20 protein-coding genes and 1 tRNA gene are annotated in these 20,811 nt (G+C 32.4%); 10 read left to right on the plus strand and 11 right to left on the minus strand.

Annotation, left to right across the window (positions count from 1 at the left end; all coding sequences use genetic code 11):
• Positions 1–75: 75 nt before the first annotated feature.
• Genes KO504_RS01380 through prfA form a run of 3 tightly spaced genes read right to left on the minus strand, consistent with a single transcriptional unit; the run spans position 76 to position 2,835 of the window.
• Positions 76–849 (minus strand): ABC transporter substrate-binding protein, encoded by a 774-nt coding sequence (locus KO504_RS01380; RefSeq protein WP_215924545.1) that lies wholly within the window; start codon positions 847–849, stop codon positions 76–78.
• 60 nt (positions 850–909) lie between these two features.
• Positions 910–1,725, minus strand: a complete 816-nt coding sequence (gene pyrF, locus KO504_RS01385) for an orotidine-5'-phosphate decarboxylase (protein WP_215924546.1) — start codon at positions 1,723–1,725, stop codon at positions 910–912.
• Positions 1,726–1,758: 33 nt separating this feature from the next.
• Positions 1,759–2,835: a peptide chain release factor 1 gene (gene prfA, locus KO504_RS01390; RefSeq protein WP_215924547.1), complete on the minus strand. Its 1,077-nt coding sequence runs from the start codon at positions 2,833–2,835 to the stop codon at positions 1,759–1,761.
• 412 nt (positions 2,836–3,247) lie between these two features.
• Between prfA and KO504_RS01395 the strand changes: the two genes are divergently transcribed.
• Positions 3,248–3,913, plus strand: a complete 666-nt coding sequence (locus KO504_RS01395; RefSeq protein ID WP_215924548.1) for an ATP-binding cassette domain-containing protein — start codon at positions 3,248–3,250, stop codon at positions 3,911–3,913.
• A 17-nt stretch (positions 3,914–3,930) separates the two neighbouring features.
• Here KO504_RS01395 and KO504_RS01400 read toward each other — a convergent pair whose 3' ends face one another.
• The 5 genes from KO504_RS01400 to KO504_RS01420 all read right to left on the minus strand — a co-directional run bounded on the left by KO504_RS01400 (position 3,931) and on the right by KO504_RS01420 (position 9,573).
• A complete protein-coding gene (locus KO504_RS01400; RefSeq protein ID WP_215924549.1) occupies positions 3,931–4,935 on the minus strand; it encodes a DUF3078 domain-containing protein in 1,005 nt (334 codons plus the stop codon).
• Between the two features lie 13 nt (positions 4,936–4,948).
• On the minus strand, positions 4,949–6,127 hold the full coding sequence (locus tag KO504_RS01405; protein ID WP_215924550.1) for an AIR synthase related protein: 1,179 nt from the start codon (positions 6,125–6,127) through the stop codon (positions 4,949–4,951).
• A gap of 46 nt (positions 6,128–6,173) precedes the next feature.
• Positions 6,174–6,848, minus strand: coding sequence for a porin family protein (locus KO504_RS01410; protein ID WP_252723594.1), 675 nt, complete (start codon positions 6,846–6,848; stop codon positions 6,174–6,176).
• A gap of 175 nt (positions 6,849–7,023) precedes the next feature.
• On the minus strand, positions 7,024–7,161 hold the full coding sequence (locus tag KO504_RS01415; RefSeq protein WP_215924551.1) for a hypothetical protein: 138 nt from the start codon (positions 7,159–7,161) through the stop codon (positions 7,024–7,026).
• A 225-nt stretch (positions 7,162–7,386) separates the two neighbouring features.
• Positions 7,387–9,573, minus strand: a complete 2,187-nt coding sequence (locus tag KO504_RS01420; protein ID WP_215924552.1) for a glutamine synthetase III family protein — start codon at positions 9,571–9,573, stop codon at positions 7,387–7,389.
• Positions 9,574–9,751: 178 nt separating this feature from the next.
• Between KO504_RS01420 and KO504_RS01425 the strand changes: the two genes are divergently transcribed.
• Positions 9,752–10,777, plus strand: a complete 1,026-nt coding sequence (locus KO504_RS01425) for a glutamine synthetase beta-grasp domain-containing protein (protein WP_215924553.1) — start codon at positions 9,752–9,754, stop codon at positions 10,775–10,777.
• A 58-nt stretch (positions 10,778–10,835) separates the two neighbouring features.
• On the opposite strand, the gene KO504_RS01430 is transcribed toward KO504_RS01425, so the two are convergent.
• Positions 10,836–11,786, minus strand: a complete 951-nt coding sequence (locus KO504_RS01430; RefSeq protein ID WP_215924554.1) for a calcium/sodium antiporter — start codon at positions 11,784–11,786, stop codon at positions 10,836–10,838.
• A gap of 165 nt (positions 11,787–11,951) precedes the next feature.
• Here KO504_RS01430 and KO504_RS01435 point away from each other — a divergent pair, with 165 nt between their 5' ends.
• Both KO504_RS01435 and KO504_RS01440 read left to right on the plus strand, forming a co-directional pair.
• On the plus strand, positions 11,952–12,311 hold the full coding sequence (locus tag KO504_RS01435; RefSeq protein ID WP_215924555.1) for a BlaI/MecI/CopY family transcriptional regulator: 360 nt from the start codon (positions 11,952–11,954) through the stop codon (positions 12,309–12,311).
• A 1-nt stretch (position 12,312) separates the two neighbouring features.
• Positions 12,313–14,544 (plus strand): M56 family metallopeptidase, encoded by a 2,232-nt coding sequence (locus KO504_RS01440; RefSeq protein ID WP_215924556.1) that lies wholly within the window; start codon positions 12,313–12,315, stop codon positions 14,542–14,544.
• 74 nt (positions 14,545–14,618) lie between these two features.
• On the opposite strand, the gene KO504_RS01445 is transcribed toward KO504_RS01440, so the two are convergent.
• Positions 14,619–16,580, minus strand: coding sequence for an endonuclease (locus tag KO504_RS01445; protein WP_215924557.1), 1,962 nt, complete (start codon positions 16,578–16,580; stop codon positions 14,619–14,621).
• 575 nt (positions 16,581–17,155) lie between these two features.
• Here KO504_RS01445 and KO504_RS01450 point away from each other — a divergent pair.
• The gene (locus KO504_RS01450; protein WP_215924558.1) at positions 17,156–17,308 is read left to right on the plus strand and encodes an SsrA-binding protein; all 153 of its coding nucleotides are present in this window, start codon (positions 17,156–17,158) and stop codon (positions 17,306–17,308) included.
• 223 nt (positions 17,309–17,531) lie between these two features.
• On the plus strand, positions 17,532–17,960 hold the full coding sequence (locus tag KO504_RS01455) for an organic hydroperoxide resistance protein (protein ID WP_215924559.1): 429 nt from the start codon (positions 17,532–17,534) through the stop codon (positions 17,958–17,960).
• Between the two features lie 151 nt (positions 17,961–18,111).
• Here the strand turns inward: KO504_RS01455 and KO504_RS01460 are convergent.
• Positions 18,112–18,185 (minus strand) — tRNA-Arg (locus KO504_RS01460).
• Between the two features lie 85 nt (positions 18,186–18,270).
• Here KO504_RS01460 and KO504_RS01465 point away from each other — a divergent pair.
• From KO504_RS01465 to KO504_RS01480, 4 genes are read left to right on the plus strand one after another with little or no spacing between them, the layout of a single operon-like run.
• Positions 18,271–18,909: a Crp/Fnr family transcriptional regulator gene (locus tag KO504_RS01465; RefSeq protein WP_215924560.1), complete on the plus strand. Its 639-nt coding sequence runs from the start codon at positions 18,271–18,273 to the stop codon at positions 18,907–18,909.
• 58 nt (positions 18,910–18,967) lie between these two features.
• Positions 18,968–19,525 carry a YeeE/YedE family protein gene (locus KO504_RS01470; protein WP_215924561.1) on the plus strand — a complete coding sequence of 186 codons (558 nt, stop codon included), beginning with the start codon at positions 18,968–18,970 and terminating at the stop codon, positions 19,523–19,525.
• 2 nt (positions 19,526–19,527) lie between these two features.
• Positions 19,528–19,944, plus strand: a complete 417-nt coding sequence (locus KO504_RS01475) for a DUF6691 family protein (protein ID WP_215924562.1) — start codon at positions 19,528–19,530, stop codon at positions 19,942–19,944.
• Between the two features lies 1 nt (position 19,945).
• Positions 19,946–20,749 carry a sulfite exporter TauE/SafE family protein gene (locus tag KO504_RS01480; protein ID WP_215924563.1) on the plus strand — a complete coding sequence of 268 codons (804 nt, stop codon included), beginning with the start codon at positions 19,946–19,948 and terminating at the stop codon, positions 20,747–20,749.
• Positions 20,750–20,811: the final 62 nt, after the last annotated feature.

Here is a 20,811-nt window from a genome sequence, read left to right on the forward strand (position 1 = left end):
AAGTTAGTTAAGTTTTAAAGCAGTTAGTTAGTCAGAAGTCGATATTTAGTTAGGTATCGACTTTTTTTATGTTTATTAATGAAGTGTTTGAAAATAGCTATAAGACTTTAGTAAACGACTACCATACCAAGAGAACAACTCTCCATCTACAACTTTTATCGTTTTTTCTGGGAATTTTGATTGCAACTCCACAACGTGCGCTTCTTTAAACGGAAAAGGTTCACTAGAAAGAAAAATCAGATCGGCTTCTTTTAATTTTGGATCATTTAAATCGATTTCAGGATAGCGTTTTTCATTGCTATAACTATTAATAAATCCAGCTTCCGTAATCATAGCATCTATAAAATTGTCTGATGCAGCAACCATCCACGGTTTTTTCCAAATAAAATAAGCCACTTTTAACTTATCTATATGTTGATATTGAAGTTGAAATGCTTCGCGTTTTAATTGAATATTGGCTACTAAAGTTGACGTGGTCCTTTTAATATTAAAAATCTCCCCATACATGGTAATGAGCTCAAAACAATCTTCTAAATTATAAATATCGCTGACGTGAATAGGCGCAATAGCTTCTAGGCTTTCAATAATATCCTTTGTATTTTCTTCTTTATTGCAAAGAATAATATCTGGACGAAGCGCTTTTATCTTTTCAAGACTAATTTGTTTTGTACCACCAACAACAGCTTTAGATATTCTAAGGTGCTTTGGATGCACACAGAACTTAGTCACACCTACAATTGAAGCTTCCAAACCTAAATCTACCAATAATTCGGTTTGCGAGGGCACTAACGAGATGATTCGTTTGGGTGTTTTTTTGAGTTGAATTTCTCGTTTAAGTTGATCTTTCATTTAATTTCACTTTCTAATCTCAGTTTACATGCTAAAACACACTGAAGACTGTGATTGAGATTATAAACTCAGAATTTCTGACATCTGCAACTGTAATTCTTCAGCTTTTTGAGCTGCAGCTTCTGCAAAATCTCCATCTTGAGATGCATAAATAATGCCTCGAGATGAGTTAATTAATAAGCCAATCGATTTATTCATACCATACTTACAAACCTCTTGAAGGTTTCCACCTTGAGCACCAACACCAGGCACCAATAAAAAGCTCTCAGGAATAATTTTTCTAATATCTGCTAAAAACTCAGCTTTAGTGGCACCAACCACATACATTAAGTTTTTAGCATTTTTCCAAGATTTAGACGTTTCTAAAACCTGTTTATACAACTCTACTCCATCGACTGATTTTGTTTGAAAATCAAAAGCACCTTGATTAGAAGTTAAGGCTAAAAGTATGGTGTGCTTATCTTTAAAAGCTAAAAAAGGTTCAACTGAATCTTTTCCCATATAAGGTGCAACCGTAACACTATCAAACCCTAAGTCTTCTAAAAAAGCTTTAGCATACATGGTGCTTGTATTACCTATATCACCTCGTTTTGCATCTGCAATGGTGTAAATTTCTGGATGATTTTTGTTAAGATAATTGATGGTTTTTTCTAATGCTTGCCATCCTTTTATACCGTATGCTTCGTAAAATGCTGTGTTTGGTTTATAAGCTACGCAAAGATGGTGGGTTGCCTCTATAATTGCTTTATTGAAAGCGAAGATAGGATCCTCTTCTTTTAATAAATGCTTTGGCATTTTATTTAAATCGACATCTAAACCTATGCAGAGAAAGGATTGCTTTTTTTTAATTTGGTCTATAAGCTGTTGTGTGGTCATAGTATAAAAAAAGCCTCAAAAAGAGGCTTCAATTTAAATTACATCATCGTTCGCCTTTAACAACTCAGTGTTTTCAGCTAACATTAATTCGTCTATTATTTTTTGAATATCACCATTAATGATATTTGATAAATCATAAAGGGTTAATCCTATTCTATGATCTGTTACTCGTCCTTGAGGATAATTGTAGGTTCTAATCTTAGCAGACCTATCTCCAGAACTCACCATACTTTTACGTTTTTCAGAATCGGCAGCTTGTTGTTTTGCTAATTCTAAATCGTATAAACGCGAACGTAATACTTTTAAGGCTTTTTCTAAGTTTTTATGAGATGATTTCTGATCTTGACAACTTACAATCATACCTGTTGGTTCGTGATGTAACTTAATAGCCGAATACGTTGTATTTACTGACTGACCACCAGGACCTGTTGATGTGGTACGCTCTATACGTACTTCCGTCATGTCTAATTCATAATCAAACTCTTCCGCTTCTGGCAATACCATAACGGTTGCCGCACTTGTATGCACACGACCTTGAGTTTCTGTTTGTGGTACACGTTGCACACGGTGTACACCAGCTTCAAACTTTAAAGTTCCGTACACATCTTCTCCAGAAACTTCAAAAATAATTTCTTTAAAACCACCAGATGTTCCGTCACTCTGACTTACCACATCGACTCTCCAGCCCTTATCACTACAATATTTAGAGTACATTCGGTATAAATCACCTGCAAAAATACTCGCTTCGTCACCACCTGTACCTGCACGTACCTCAACAACAACGTTTTTAGCATCATCAGGATCTTTAGGAATCAACATAAAACGAATCTCCTCTTCAAGTTTATCAATGGTTTCTTTTGATTCTTCAAGTTGCATTTTAGCCATATCTACCATTTCAGCATCAGAACCATCTGCAATAATTTCTTCAGCTTCAGAGATATTATCTAAGGCCTCTTTGTAAACCTCACCTTTGTCTACAATTAATTTTAAATCCTTGTATTCTTTCATCAGCTTCGTGTAACGTTGCTGATCTGATATAATATCTGGTTGAATGATAAGATCATTTACCTCATCAAAACGTTGTTTTATTATCTGTATTTTCTCTAACATCTCTCTTCAAAATTGGATTTCAAAAATACGATAAATTATGGATTTTGAAACGTTGGATATCAGGACATTTTAACTTAAAAAAAATAAAACACCTAAAACATACGTTATCTATCAAGTATGTATCGATTCCTAGCTATACTTGCATTTTACAGACCGTTTGTGGTTTGGTCTTTTATTGCGAATGCTATTATCGGATTTTTCAATCCTATTATAGCACCAGCCTTAGTAACCAAATTATTTCTTACGATTTTTGCATGGTATTATGTGAGTGAAACCAATAATAAGCGAAAATTAACCTTTTATAAAAATTTAGGTATTTCTACTTTAAAGCTTTTTTCCGTTATATTTATTCTAGACTGCATTTTAACCATTATCTTTCTTACAATATTTAAGGAATTCACTTGATAACAAAATGATATTTGAATTAGACAATGTAGAACTTTACTTTAAAAACAAACGCATTTTATATGGTATTTACTTAAAAGCTGAAACAGGAAAAGTAACAGCTATTTTAGGTAGAAATGGCTGTGGCAAAAGTTGTTTGCTCAATATTGCTTTTGGGAATCTGAAACCGAAATACAAATTGGTAAGACTAGACAACAAACCGCTTTTAAAACCTTTATTTTATACAAAAATTGCCAAATATTTACCACAATATAATTTTATTCCTAGCGAAATGAAGCTTTCATTTGTTTTTAAACTATACGCTATAGACTGGACTATTTTTATTGAAAATTTTAAAGCATTCGCAATCTATAAAAACTCAAAATTTAAAGCTCTATCTGGTGGTGAAAGGCGAATTATTGAAACTTATATTATTTTGAAAGCAAAAAGTAAGATTGTATTTTTAGATGAACCTTTTTCGCATTTGTCTCCATTACATATTGAAACCGTAAAACAACTTATTGAAGAAGAAAAAAAAGAGAAAGCTATTATCATTTCAGATCACATGTATCAACACATCATTACGTCTTCTGATATTATATACTTACTAAAAAACGGTACCACAAAGAAAATTGAAAAACTTACAGAGCTTGAAGATTATAAATACTTAAGTGAAGGTAGCCTTAGAAGCTAAACATGTAATACACTCATCTAAGACGAGCCATTTGATTTTATAATATTATCTAAATCTACAACCACACCAACACCTAAAATTTGTTTCCACTGTAACTTTGGACCTTCAATTACAATTTCTTCATTGGTCATTTCATTGGTTTCAACTTCAACTTTTATATCATCATCGTATCTGATATGCGACCCTAAAGTCGCTTTAACATACCTATTTACTTTCATGTCTAGGTTAAGTTCCCATTCAACATCTATATTTCCAAAACTATTTATATAATCTGTATATAAACGCAATAGACTGGTTATTTTAATATTCTCAAAGACCTCTTCTTCGTACTGGTTGGTTAGCAAAATACCCAATTCTTGTCTAACTCTTTTTCCATCTCTAAGGATATTACCATCTAAATCATAAATTGCAGGATCTACACCAAAAGACCCTTTGTCTGCCAAATCTTTATCTAAAACAAATGTGGTTTTTAAGGTAAAAGGCGAAGCATAAAAAGACAAACGTTCTATATGTCTACCATATTCCATTCCCAACCCAAAAAACATATAACCAGGTGCTAAAAATCTTGATATAGGCTCATCTCTATTAGGATAATTATATCCATTAGCTAACTGCGTGTTAAAACTAAACTTTGCCGAATAAAACCAATTACTTTTAGGATCTAATTCTAGGCCTGCATTAGAAATTACCTCAAAAACATCTTCGGTTTTTCTAATGTCTTCAGCTTCTTGCTTGTTTAAACCATAACGCACGTTAAGATTAGAGTTCCAAAACCATTTTTCTTGTTTGTATTTTGCTATTGCTTTTCCTGTTACGATTCCAGAAATAGAGTTTGTTCCTCCCGAATTCCAATTTGTAAACGAAACTTGATTAAGTGTTAAACCTACCTCTTTTTTTGTTCTCCATCCCAACTCTATAGGTTGGTCCTTTTTCTTCTGAAAATACAAAGAATCAGGTTGCGCAAATAGCATGCTAGAACATAACACAAAAATGCTAAAAAGAAACCACGAAAAGTTTTTCATACTTAAAATAAGATTAATATGTAAATGTTCCGTATGCGCTTTTTATAGTTAGTGCCTTTTGATCTGAAGCTTCTACTCTACCTATTATTTTGGCTTCTACATTAAAAGATTTAGAAATCTCAATAATAGTCTTAGCTACTTCTGGTTTTACATACAATTCCATACGATGTCCACAATTAAATACTTGATACATTTCTTTCCAATCTGTTTTAGATTGTTCTTGAATGAGTTTAAATAACGGAGGAACATCAAACATATTATCTTTAATGATGTGAAGATTATCTATAAAGTGAAGTATCTTAGTTTGTGCACCACCACTACAATGCACCATCCCATGAATATCTTCGCTTGTGTAAGTATTTAAAATTGCTTTTATAATTGGAGCATACGTTCGTGTTGGAGATAGCACCAACTTACCTGCATCTATTGGAGAATTTTCAACAGGATCTGTAAGTTTCGTTTGTCCAGAATATACTAATTCTTCTGGCACTGAAGCATCGTAGCTTTCCGGATACTTTTCGGCTAAATATTTAGAAAACACATCGTGTCTTGCCGATGTTAAGCCATTACTTCCCATGCCTCCATTATATTCGGTTTCATAAGTTGCTTGCCCAAAAGATTCTAAACCAACAATAACGTCACCATCAGTAATATTTGCATTATCAATAACATCGCTTCGTTTAATACGAGCCGTTACTGTAGAATCTACAATTATAGTTCTTACTAAATCCCCAACATCTGCAGTTTCACCTCCTGTAGAATGAATAGTAACTCCAAAGGACTTTAAATCTTCTATTAATTCTTCTGTGCCATTAATAATTGCAGATATAACTTCGCCAGGAATTAAGTTCTTATTTCTTCCTATAGTCGAAGACAACATAATATTGTCTGTTGCACCAACACAAAGTAAGTCATCAATATTCATTATTAACGCATCTTGTGCAATGCCTTTCCAAACTGAAACATCTCCGGTTTCTTTCCAGTACATGTAAGCTAAAGACGATTTAGTACCTGCACCATCTGCATGCATAACAAGGCAATAATCCGCATCATTAGTTAAATAATCTGGTACTATTTTACAGAATGCTTTAGGGAATAAACCTTTATCAATATTCTTTATCGCATTATGAACATCTTCTTTAGATGCTGAAACACCTCTTTGCGCATATCTTTTACTCACCGAATTACTCATAAAACTATTGTATTTAACATTGGTGTTGCAAAAGTAAGAATTGCGTTTAATTATATGGAATGATTAGATTGGAATTAATTACTGTTTTCATTTTTCTGCGTAATGCTTCTTTTTTCTTTTGGCCTCCAAAGTAGATATTAAGGCCTAAACCCATCCTAAAGAGTAAATCATCTGATTCTCCTTCTATAAATCCGTCGAGTTCGTCGGTAAGCATATAATTATACTCTCCAAAGAGTTTTACACCTATACCTTCTCTAAAAATAAACTCAACCCCTAATCCGCCTTGAGCTTTTGTAGCTGTTAGTTCAAAATCATTAGATGCATTATAACCACTTCCAGCATATAAATAAGGCGAAAATTTTGTGTATGGACTGAATAGGAATTCTAAATTTAAATCAAAAGACATAAAACCTTCGTTATAAATATCTTTTATAACAACGTTATATTTATTGTACGTAAAATTAATATTTAGATGACTTGTAATATGATGTTTATAGCCAATTCTAAAATACACATCAAACTCAGATTCTGGATAATCTCCATCTATTATTGCTGAACCAGCTGCTAGGTCAACAGCATTGGAACCTCTATAATCAAAAAAAGCATACCTACGATTAATAGATTTTTCACTACGTTCGTCGGTTTCTTGAGAAAATGAAAAATTAAAACTAACAATAGTCATTGCTATGCTTAATACAATAGCATTGATTTTAGGAATCATATATCTCTAATTAGAAGACAAGTCTATTTTCAGTGTAGATTTTTAAGGAGGTGTGCAATATAAAAAAATATTAATGATTTCATCGAAATCAAAAAAAATATAGGAATAAAAAAAAAGGATAAAATCAAATTATTGATTTTATCCTTTTATCTTAATAGCTGTGAATACTTAATTTTTAAGATTCAGCTTGTAGTGTAGATTGTATCTTTACAACATCTTCATTAGTCACTTCATTTAAATCATCAGAATTATCTTGTGAAAGAATTAAAGTTGCTCCAACAAGGATAGCTACACTAAGTAGTAACTTTTTCATTTTTACAAATATTGATTAATAGCCCTACAAAAATACAACATAACCGCATTATGGAAATAGCTATTTTGTTTTTTTTAATGCAAAACCACTACCTTTTCGACAACTAGTTTGAAGTCATCGACAAACGACACAAAACAGATTTTGTTCATATCATTTTATACGTAGAACTACGTATATATTAAGCGTAATTTCATATTAACACCAACTTAAATACCTGTAACGTTACTATTTAGTAAACAAAAGTTCTCTGTATTTTGTTAATGGCCACAATTCATCATCTATCATTATCTCTAACTTATCACAATGGTATCTTATCTCTTCAAATAAAGGTTTTACTTTATTACAATACCCATCTGCCTTCTTTTCTATATTAGCTTGTTTATTGTAAACTTTTCGTTCATCTGTCATTTTAGTTACTAATGAATTAATAGCTTCTATATGCTGTGATATTTCTTCTATTAATGCCATCTGTTCTTTAGCAAAATCTTTAAAACGATTGCCATAAATAGCTTTTAATCCTGTAACATTTTCTATTAAAATATTTTGATATCTAACCGCTGTTGGCACCACATGATTTCTAGCAATATCTCCAACAACTCTACTTTCTATTTGGATATGAAGAATGTAATCTTCCATTTCAATTTCGTAACGCGCTTCGCATTCTACTTTATTCATCACTCCTAAATCATTAAAAAGCTTTAAGGTTGTTTTATCCATTTTTACCTTCAAGGCTTCAGGAGTTGTTTTATTATTGCTTAAGCCACGTTTCTTAGCTTCCTTTTCCCATGCTTCACTATAACCATTACCTTCAAAAAGAATTGCTTTTGACGTTTTTATATATTCTCTCAATACATTGAAAATGGCATCATCCTTTTTCATGCTTTTCTTATCAATCAATTCATCTACTTCAATTTTAAAGTCCATTAATTGTTTAGCAACAATAGTATTTAAAATCGTCATTGGGTTAGCACAGTTAGCCGTAGAACCAACAGCTCTAAATTCAAATTTATTACCTGTAAAAGCAAAAGAAGAGGTTCTGTTTCTATCCGTATTATCTAATATTACTTCTGGTATTTTACCAACAACATTAAGTTTTAAGTCGGTTTTCTCCTTTGGTGATAATTTACCTTTAGTAACTGTTTCTAACTCTTTTAAAACTTTAGTGAGTTGTTCCCCTATAAATACTGAAATTATTGCAGGAGGCGCTTCATTTGCACCCAATCGATGATCGTTACTTGCAGATGCAATGGCAGCCCTTAATAATTCTTCGTGTGTTTGAACCGCTTTTATAGTATTAATAAAAAAGGTTAAAAACTGAAGATTACTCATTGGTGTTTTTCCTGGCGACAACAAATTGACTCCTGTATTTGTACTTAAGCTCCAATTATTATGTTTTCCCGAACCGTTAACACCCGCAAAAGGCTTTTCATGCATTAATACTGTAAAGTTATGACGTTTAGCTATTTTCTGCATAATATCCATAAGCAAAGTATTATGATCTACAGCTAAATTTGCCTCTTCATATATAGGAGCTAATTCAAATTGATTTGGAGCTACTTCATTATGCCTCGTTTTTGCAGGAATACCAAGTAACATACAATGATGTTCTAGATCTCTCATATAAGCTAATGCTCTCGCAGGTATGGTTCCAAAATAATGATCATCTAACTGCTGTCCTTTTGCTGGGTGATGACCAAAAACGGTTCTCCCTGTAAGCAAAATATCGGGTCTTGAAGCTGCTAAAGTACTATCAATTAAAAAATACTCTTGCTCCCAACCTAATGACGCAGATACCTTTTTTACATTTTTATCAAAATATTTACAAACGGCAACTGCAGCATTATCAACTGCTTGCAGAGCTCTTAAAAGTGGAGTTTTATAATCTAGTGCCTCACCTGTGTACGACACAAAAACGGTAGGAATACACAAGGTATCATCATATATAAAAGCAGGAGATGTTGGATCCCAAGCAGTATAACCTCGCGCTTCAAATGTATTTCTTATCCCTCCGTTAGGAAAACTAGAAGCATCAGGCTCTTGCTGCACTAGCTGATCACCTCCAAATTTCTCAATTGCAAGCCCATTTCCTATGGTTTCAAAAAAAGCATCGTGTTTTTCTGCCGTAGCTCCTGTTAGTGGCTGAAACCAATGCGTATAATGAGTTGCTCCTTTTGAAATAGCCCATTCTTTCATACCTGTAGAAATATGATCTGCTACTAGACGATCTATTTTAGTACCTTTTTCTATAGCCTCTAACACGCTATTTAATGCCGTCTTAGTTAAATATTGTCGCATTGCTGCTTCATTAAATACATTAGACCCAAAAATCTCTGAGCGTCGTTTGTCTATTTTAATCTTTAATGGCTTTCTGTTTATAGATGCTTTTACAGCATGAAATCTTAGTGTTGACATATTAATAAAATTTTAAGGCAAAAATACGAAATATTTAAAATATGTACATATACCCATTTAAAAATAGGGTTGTTGACAATAATTAGCAACATTTTATCTAAAATACCCTATTTTTTTTGACCTAATAAAAAAAAAAGCAATATTTGTATCCTATTTAGATATAAACAAACAATTTATTATGGCAAAAATTAAATTAGAATACATTTGGTTAGATGGCTACTTCCCTACGCAAAACATGAGAAGTAAAACCAAGGTAGAAGAGCACGAAAACTTTAAGGGTACAATTGAAGAGTTAGGTATGTGGTCTTTTGACGGGTCATCAACTAGACAAGCTGAAGGTGGAGCTTCTGACTGTTTATTAAAACCTGTAGCAATTTATCCAGACCCTGATAGAATTAATGGATACTTGGTAATGACAGAAGTTTTAAACGCAGATGGAACACCTCACGTTTCTAATGGTAGAGCAACTATTGATGATGACGACAATGATTTCTGGTTTGGTTTTGAGCAAGAATATTTCATCATGGACTCAAAAACACAATTACCTTTAGGGTTCCCTATTGGTGGTTATCCTGCTCCACAAGGCATGTACTACTGCTCTGTTGGTGGAAAAAACACACATGGTAGAGCTTTAGTTGAAGAGCATGCTGATTTATGTATTGATGCTGGTTTAAATTTTGAAGGTATCAACCAAGAAGTTGCTTCTGGTCAGTGGGAATTCCAATTATTTGCTAAAGGTGCTAAAAAAGCAGGTGATGAAATATGGATTGCAAGATATTTATTAGACCGTTTAACGGAAAAGTATGGCTACTACATTGACTACCACCCAAAACCTTTAGGTAAAGATATGGACTGGAATGGTTCTGGTATGCATGCCAACTTCTCTAACGAAGTATTGAGAACATGTGGATCTGAAGAAACTTACGGAAAAATCTGTGAAGCTTTCCGTCCTGTTGTAAAAGAACATATTGAAGTTTATGGTGAATTTAACGACCAACGTTTAACTGGCTTACACGAAACAGCATCTATTAATGATTTTTCTTGGGGAATTTCAGATAGAGGCGCGTCAATTCGTATTCCTATTATCACCGTAGAAAAAGGTTGGAAAGGCTGGTTAGAAGACAGAAGACCAGCGTCTAACGGTGACCCATACAAAATTGCTGGTAGAATTATTAAGACCGTAAAAAGTGCCGATATTTCTTAATTATTAATATTATAAATAAAAAAAAGCCTGTATTATCTACAGGCTTTTTTTGTGCTTATTATTTTAAAGCCACATATATAAAGACCAAATAAGCTCCAAACAATAACATCCCCTTTAACCTTCCTATCTCAAATCGTTTTGGAATCATAATTAAAGGAATTAAAATGGCCGCAAATGCAATCATCCACCAGATATTAGTTGATAATATTTCTGGAGTTGCCGGATTTACAGCAATTGGTTTAACAACTGCGGTTAAACCTAAAACAGATGCAATATTAAAGATATTAGAACCGATAAGGTTTCCTAAAGACAATGCTTTCTCTTTTTTTAATGCCGCAATAACAGAAGCAGCAAGTTCCGGGACACTTGTACCAATAGCTATTACAGTTACAGAAATAGCATAATCACTAATTCCAATTGCCGTAGCTAATTGTTTTGCTCCTTCAACTAACCAATCTGATCCAAAATATAATCCCGCAGCACCAATTAGCAACCACATTACAATTTTAAAGTTTGAAACTACTGCGAGCGCATCATCGACTTCCTCCATACTTGCCTTAGTCGATTTTCGAGAGCTTTTAATTAAAACAATTAAAAACACAATTAAAGCTATAAATAAAATTGCTCCTTCTATAGCTGTGAGGATATTATCATTCCATAAAAAATAATATAACACAAAGGAAGATAGCATCATCATTGGCCAGTTTAATTTATAGAAATCTTTATCAACTGCCAAAGGAGAAATTATTGCTGTAATACCTAGAACTAACCCAATATTTGCAATATTAGAACCAATCACATTTCCCAATGCAATGTCAGATACTCCATCTAAAGCAGCCTGTAAACTCACCAACAATTCTGGTGCAGAAGTAGCAAAAGACACAACCGTCATACCTATCACTAGCTTAGACAACTTAAGCTTAAAAGATAAACCAACAGCAGCTCTTACCAAAAAGTCCCCACCAACAACCAATAACGCTAAACCCGCTATTACTAGAAATACACTCATCTCTTATATCTATTATTTATTGACGTAATTTATTAAAAACGCAAAGATAACACTTCATTGTACAGAAACTAAAACTATTTTTTTCGTTAAATAACTACAATTTTAGTTATACAACTAAAAAAATAGTTATATTTGAATTCAACTAGAAAAATGCACCATACTCCTATGCAAAAACTAACAAATAAAGAAGAAGAGATTATGCACATTTTATGGAAGCTAAACAAAGCTTTTGTCAAAGATGTACTAGCAGAAATAAAAGTAGATAAACCTCATTACAATACACTCTCTACAATTATTAGAAATCTAGAAGAAAAAGGATATGTAAGCTATAATGTCTATGGAAAAACACACCAATACTACCCAATTATATCTAAAGAAGATTATAAAACCAAGTTTATGAATACTGCTATTGAAAACTACTTCAATAGTTCGTATAAAAACGTTGTATCCTTTTTTGCTAAAGAAGAAAAAATTAGTGTTGATGAGCTTAAGGAAATAATTGAGCTAATAGAAAACAAGAAATAATATGGAATATCTTTTAAAAGCTTCCATGGTAATTGCTCTATTTTATTTATGTTTTTTTATTCTACTAAAGAAAGAAACGTTTTTTCAACACAATAGAGGGTTTTTGTTAATAGGTTTAATAATCGCTTTAGTATTTCCCTTAATAGTAATTCCTGTCTATATCCCCATAACACCTTCAACAATAAGCGAAACGCTATTTGTTAAACCGACAGTTTCAAATTACAACACCTTAAAACCCGCAAACACTTTGGATTGGACAACTCATATTCCTATGATTTACAGCGTAGGATTAATGGTCTTTTTAATTCAATTTATATTTCAATTTGGATCATTAGCGCTATTGCTATTTAAAAACCCAAAAACTACAGATGACATTTACACCTATGTTATTGTAGAAAACAAATTATCACCTTTTTCATTTTTCAAATGGATAGTCTACAATCCTAACTCCTATAAATCAGAAGAACTCGATCTTATACTTACACATGAAAAAGTACATGTTAACCAATGGCACTCCATAGACATTTTATTTACTCAATTAACATGCATTGTATTTTGGTTTAACCCATTGGTATGGTTATACAAAAAAGAAGTAAGACAAAACTTGGAATATATCGCCGATACTCAAACACAATCAAAATCTAACACAAAAAAAGAATACCAGCACTTATTATTAAAAACAAGTATCGCTAATCATGATATTTTACTAACAAATAATTTTTACAATTCATCAATCAAAAAACGAATTCTTATGTTAAACAAATCACGATCAAACAAAAAAAATCAATTGAAGTACCTTTTAATTCTTCCCCTTTTAGCTGGTTTACTAATGAGTATGAATACGGAAACTGTTTATATTGAAGCACAAAACAACAGCATTAAAAACACCAGCACCGCTACTAAAAATTCCTTCACAACTGAAAGCATCAAGGTTAAGTTCACGAAAAAGATGACCGACAATTGCTTAAGTGAAATAAAAACATGGTTAAAATCTAAAAATATCACTATGATTATAAAACATATAAAGCGAAACAGGAACAACGAAATTTCGAATATAAATATTGATTTTATAACAGAAAGCGGCACCACAAATTACCATGTTAAAGACAAAAATGGTATCTCTCCTTTTGAATTTAAAATGGATGATGACGGTAGTTTTGGAGTTGAAGTCGTCCAACCAAATGAGCAAAAGAAAACAACCTTTATAATCGAAGAATTACGTGATAGCTTAGATGTTATAGTTGAAGACTCAACCTATATTGTCACTCAAATACCAAAACACGAAACATATATTAGAAAATTAAATACTACTGTAGTTTCAGATACTATTTATTTCTCAATGGATTCTTTAGAGATTAAGAATCAAATCAACACAAAACCTGATTTTTATTATGAAGATGGCTCTAAACCCAAAATTATAAGTCAAGAAGTCATCATTCATAATCCAACCAATAAAGCAATTTATAACTCACGTTATGATTCGCAGAATCCAAAACCATTAATAATTGTAAATGGTAAACCTACTACACCAGAATATTTAAAAACTATCGATGCTAATGCTATTGAAAGCATGACTGTTTTAAAAGGAGAAGACGCACTAGATGCTTATGGTAAAAAAGGAAAGCATGGTGTTATTACTCTAACAACAAAACCACCTCAAACATACAACAACACAGAAATCCAATTTTTAAATAAAAACAACTTTTTATACATTCTAGATGGTAAAGAAATATCTAAATCAGATTTATTAAAAGTATATTCAAAAGAAAGGGTTTCAAGTTTAATAATTTTAAAAGGAAAAGAGGCAAAAGAAAAATATGGTAAAAAAGGTGCCAATGGAGTTGTAGAAGTGATTTCTAAAAACAGCAACAAATTTACTCAGAGTAAAACCATTAAAAAAGATAACCCATGGAAAGTCGTTGGCAAACCAAAAATAAATAGCTTGACTTATATTGACGATGAAGATGCTTCAAAAAATGGATCCATTGCTTATATTTCAAAATCTACACCAGATCAAATTTTAGATTTTCACGTAAATGAACTTAAAAGAATTGGAATCACGGTTAAGTATTCCAAATTAAAACGAAACAAAAAAGGTGAAATTACAAGTATAAAAATCAGCCTCGAAGATAAAAATGGATATAAAAGTAGTGCAACCTGGAAAGCTACTGATGGTATTCCGAATATAGAATTTGGAAAATCAGAAGGTTCATTAATAGCGAGAACTCAATAGAAAAGCCATAAATATGAAAAAAGCCAAACTATTTAAATACAGTTTGGCTTTTTTTATTGAAGTAATATTATACGTTAATCAACAATAATTTTCTTGATTACAGAACGATTTTCACTTGTTAACTTCAATAGATACATGCCAGACGTAACATCTAAATCTATATAATCTGCAACAGATTGCGATTGCTTTAGACGTTTTCCGTCTACAGAGTAGACTTCAACTTCTGCATTAACAGTTAACCCAGAAATATAAACACGCCCTGTTGTAGGATTTGGAAACACACGAACATTAAGTTCTGTATCATCATTTACACTTAAAGGTTGGCTCCAATTTTCGCCAATCATATTTCCCCAAATATATTCTACCATATCTGGTTGGTCTATAAATGGATTTCTATTCTTTTGCCAATTATAAACGATATTATTTCTATTCATTTCAAAATCATCTGGCGGATCATTTCTATGCCAATCTAACAAGGTTGCCAAATCTCCAAATTCACCAACATTACCATCAGGAAAACCATTTACTATTTCTAAACCATTGTAACGAACAGCCATATAAAACACACTTCTGGCCACATCACCTTTAAATTTCCCTAAGGTGCCAACTGGCCCATTATACTCACCATAAAATTGATTATTTCTACTACTGTTTTCTGGTCCATCAGCTGCTCGTAAAGCGTGTGCATCAGAGTTTCCATGACGTAAAGAATCGGCTTTAGTTGTCCAATAGATATCAATACCATCTGCAATTTCATCCTCTTCTATACTATCAAATCCACCTCGAGATCTAGGAAATGTATGCTCTCTATTCCATTTACCTGTACTCAAAGAACTTGTTTGGTAATCTAATTTTGATCTTCCTTCTTCCAAATACACCAACCAAACCTGATTGCTGTTTTCTGGATTTTGATCTGCTTCTTTTAAAATATCAATAACATCTGTATAAGTCTGTGCTCTAACTGTACTTGGATCTGCAATTATACCCTGCATTGCCTGTCTTAACGCAACATCTGCCAACCCGTCTAAGCTATCATAATAGCCATCTGGCTGTGTACTTTGTACCATACCATAAGTAGGCTCTAATGGTGTTCCCCATGCTGCAACGGTATAATCATTATCTACCACCCTAACCTCAACAGCTCCGTTAGATGCCACTATAGGCTCTACTAAATCTAAAAATCTAATTTTTAAAACCTCATCACCTTCATCTTCAGTATCATCAACTAATGTAATAGTTGTGCTTGTTGTATTTTCACCAGATAAAATAGTAAGATCCGTGTTTCCTGTATAATCTGATGTATTAAATCCATCATTATCTAAACTAATAGTAAAATTAAGATCTGAAGTCACATTGGCTTCAGCAGTAAATGTTATATCAAAAGTAGCACCTTCATCATATTGCGTTTCTGCAATTGAAATTTCAATAGGGTTGATAGAAATACCTGAACCATCATTTTCTCTTCGAGGGGTTGGAGGCTCTGCAGAAAAGGTTACACCGCCCATACCATCTACAAAACGCTGAATTGATTTAGGATTTGCATTAGTTCCATTATCATTATGCTGTATAGTTTGCCCTAATTTCGTTAATAAACCTGTAGCATCTGAATCATTAGTACCATAAACCATTGCATCAATTAAATTGGTTTGAGACGCCACTGTTTCCTCTGGAAAATCATTTATCGAAGCTTGATAAATACCCACTGCATCTGGCCCATTTTGTATTACATTTTCTGCCATTAATGACTGCGGAAAAGGCGAAACATTTGCACTACCAACAACTAATAAACCATTAATATCTGTTGTTAGACCATTTAAATCATATACAAAATAACTAGCATCTCCACCACTACTAGAGCCATTAAAAAATACCAATATGTAACCATCTGTTGAAAAATTGGGTGTTGCCGATTTTAATTCAATAAACTCATGAGTATCTATACTAGGAGTATCCGCATCTAACTCATTAATAACCAAAATTTGAGACCAACTAAATCCCGAAATCAATAGTAATACTATAAAAGTAATTTTTTTCATCGCTTTATTTTTCACAAAGATAGTTTATTATTACATCTAAATGTTAAATGCCAATTAATTACAAAACACACCTTAAATAAAACATGAAATTTATCATAAAATAAATTTCAAAAAAAGATGAATTCTTAAAATTCAGCCCTTATAAAGACCAAAGCCCTCTACGATTTCGAAAAGCACTCCAAAAAAGCCCTACAAAAGTTACAATATAAAAACACAAAAACTACTTTATATATTAAATTAAAACTTCAAATAAGACAAGTCACATAATATTATAACAATTATTATCTTTTTAGTTGTAATTTAGAATTCAAATTTGTCGATTTACACAAAAACATTTGGAACATAATGAGTTGAAAATATATATTGAAAACTCAATCAAACAAACAAATCATTTTATTAACCCTAAAAACCAAAAAACTATGATGACATTAGCAAAACTGATTATTGAAATTATATTAGCAATATTTTAAAAAATTAAAAAACAACCAAAACAAAACCACCAATCAAAAACAAGTAAGACTTAGTTCTAGAATAAGTTTTACTATTTTTGCTAAAGATTTATTATTCAACCTCTAATGAAAAACAAAATCTTTAGAATTCTGGCTCAACTAAACAAAGCCATACTTCCATCTTACTCCAAAAAACAATTAGACCTTAGCAAAGCTTCTAAGCTACAACTTGCCATAATAGCTTGGCGTGTTTATGTAACTAAAAATGCACTTAGTTAATTAAAGACTTAGTGTTTGCCTATTTGAATTAAAAATCCATACCATTTATTGCACTACGCAATACAAGCTTTATAGTCATTTCATTAGCTCTTAAGCTATAGAAAGGCTATTGCAATAATGCTCTAAAACTTTCCAATTTTATGAGAAATTTAAGACTGTAAATTTCATCAAACTACTGCATGGTGTTATATTTAGTACATTAACCTTAAAAACTAAAAAAATAATGAAAACCTTATATGAAGCAACTACAAAAGCAGAAGGTGGCAGAACTGGACACATCACATCAGAAGACGGTATTCTAGATCATAATTTATCGGTACCTAAATCTATGGGAGGTGACGGTGGAAATGGCACAAACCCAGAACAACTTTTTGGTGCTGCCTATGCAGCATGTTTTGGTGGCGCATTGCAATCTGTTGCTAAAAACGAAGGTATTAAAATTGATGATGACGCATTAAGTGTCACAGCTATTATTGGCTTTTGTAAAGATGAAGATGGCTTTTTCTTAGAAGCGACTTTAGATTGTTACATCCCAGGAGTTGATTTAGAAACTGGTGAAGATTTGGTAGAAAAAGCACATGAAGCCTGTCCGTTTAGCAAAGCTACACGCGATAATATTACAGTAACCTTGAATTTATTACTAGACGAATAAGGCTCAGCTATTTTTAGCTCGCCAATAATCTAATTAATAAACCACGTTTATCGTTATGATTTTCGTGGTTTTCATGTTTAATAGAGTAAATTTTCTGCAAATAAAAAAACCAACACTCTCAAAAATCGCTTGAAAGCATTGGTTTTATTAGTGACCTCGACAGGATTCAAACCTGTAACCTCTTGAGCCGTAATCAAGTGCGCTATTCAGTTGCGCCACGAGGCCTTTTTAAGTGGGTGCAAATATAATACATTTATTAAATGATTGCCAAATTATTTATTTCAAATTTTTAAATTACTATTTTTGAAATATGATTTCTAAAGAACTACTCCAACCTTTTAATTACTTATTCGATTCAGAAATAATCGATAGTATAGCCAATGTTGCGTTTCTTAAAACCTTTAAAAAAGCGGATATTATTATAGACATAGGTCAAGATTTAAATTTTATTCCGCTTCTAATTAAAGGCAATATTAAAGTTTTACGAGAAGACAACGATGGTGATGAACTTTTATTATACGTTTTAGAAACGGGAGATACTTGCGCCATGTCATTAACCTGTTGCATGGTTAAGTCTGTAAGTAAAATACGTGCCATTGCTGATGATGATGATGCCACTGTAATAATGATTCCTATAGAATACATGAAACTATGGTTTAATTCTAATGAGAGTTGGAGAAATTTTATCTTACAAAGCTATCAAATTCGTTTTGACGAAATGTTAGAAACCATTGACACACTCGCCTTTATGAAAATGGACGAGCGCTTATTTAAATACCTTACAGATCAGGTAAAGCTATCTGCTTCTACACATTTAGAAATGACACATCAAGAAATTGCAGAAGACTTAAATACATCTAGAGTCGTAATTTCAAGACTATTAAAACAACTCGAAAGAGAGAAAAAAATAGAACTTGGTAGAAACAAGATTAGTGTTTTAGAATTTTAGTCACATTTATTACATTACCTAAATAACAGAACTTTATTTTTGTCTTATAATTAATTTTATGGAATATATTTTACAACCTTGGCCTTGGTATGTCTCAGGTCCATGCATTGCTATTGTCATGTTTCTTCTACTCTATTTTGGAAGAACTTTTGGCATGTCCTCCAATCTCAGAACCTTATGCGCTATTGGTGGCGCAGGCAAACGTGTAGCGTTTTTTAAATTTGACTGGAAAAGTCAACGATGGAATCTCGTCGTTGTACTTGGTGCTATTTTTGGTGGTTTTATTGCACATTATTTTTTATCAAATCCTATACACATGGATCTTAGTGAAGCAACAGTTAAAGATTTAACAGCGTTAGGTTTTAATGATATAGGGCAAAGTTTATTACCACCAGAACTATTTCGTTGGAATTCCGTTTTTAGTCTAAAGGGAATTCTAATACTCATCATTGGAGGTTTTCTTGTTGGGTTTGGTACACGCTATGCTGGCGGCTGTACTTCTGGCCATGCCATAACAGGCCTAAGCAGCTTACAATTACCTTCACTCATTGCTGTTATTGGCTTCTTTATTGGCGGTTTAATTATGATTCACCTTATTTATCCAATACTCTTTTAATTATGGGAAAATATATCAAATTCTTTATTGTCGGAATATTCTTTGGAATAGTACTCGTTAAATCAGAAGCAGTTTCATGGTATCGTATTTTCGAAATGTTTAAATTTCAATCCTTCCATATGTATGGCATTATTGGAACAGCTGTTGGAACAGGAATTCTACTACTATTACTTTCTAAAAAAAACAACGTAAAAACCATTAAAGGCACAACCTTAAACGTCCCTTTAAAAGAACGTGGCTTTACACGTTATATCATTGGCGGAACTATATTTGGCTTAGGTTGGGCTTTATGTGGTGCCTGTCCTGGACCAATGTATATTTTGTTAGGTACAGGAGCTTTTTCTATTATAATTGTCATTATTGCAGCATTATTAGGTACTTACACCTATGGGTTGCTAAAAAACAAACTTCCACATTAATATGGAATTAATTGAAATACTAGGCTATATAGGTGCTTTAATTGTTGGACTTGTTTTAGGTCTTATAGGCGGAGGCGGTTCTATTTTAACCGTTCCTATTTTAGTATACTTTTTAGGATTTAGCCCAATCGTTGCTACAGGCTATTCGCTTTTTGTGGTAGGCAGCACCGCATTAGTAGGAACCATACGAAACATCAAAAAAAATACAATAGATTTTAAAACGGCTATAGTATTTGCAATTCCTTCAATAATTACGGTTTTTATGGTGAGACGTTTGGTCATACCAAATTTACCCGAAGTCATATTTTCTATTGGAAACTTTAAACTTACCAATTCACTTTTCATCATGTTGCTATTTGCTATCATTATGCTTTTAGCTGGTTGGTCAATGATTAAATCTAAAACCATTAATAGCGACAATGTCATTAAAACATTTGACAACACCCATTATTTTGCTATTGGTACTCAAGCCATAGGTATTGGAGCTCTAGCAGGTTTAGTTGGTGCTGGAGGCGGATTCCTAATCGTCCCTGCACTAGTGCTATTGGTAAAACTCCCTATAAAAAAAGCCATTAGTACGTCATTATTTATAATCGCCATACAATCGCTTATAGGTTTTTTAGGAGATTTAAAAACGTTACAAATTGATTGGCAATTTCTAATCACGTTTACTGGAATCTCAATTGCTGGGATTTTTATAGGATTAGCACTTTCTAAAAAAATCAGTGCAAAAGGATTAAAACGAGGATTTGGCTATTTCACCATATTTATGGCCATTTATATTATATTCAAGGAGCTCTTTTAACAGACTTTGTGATAATTATCACATTTCAAAAAATGAAGTTTCGTAAATTTGCAATACAAACA

It is taken from the genome of Winogradskyella psychrotolerans (genome assembly GCF_018860565.1).
Taxonomy (GTDB): domain Bacteria; phylum Bacteroidota; class Bacteroidia; order Flavobacteriales; family Flavobacteriaceae; genus Winogradskyella; species Winogradskyella damuponensis.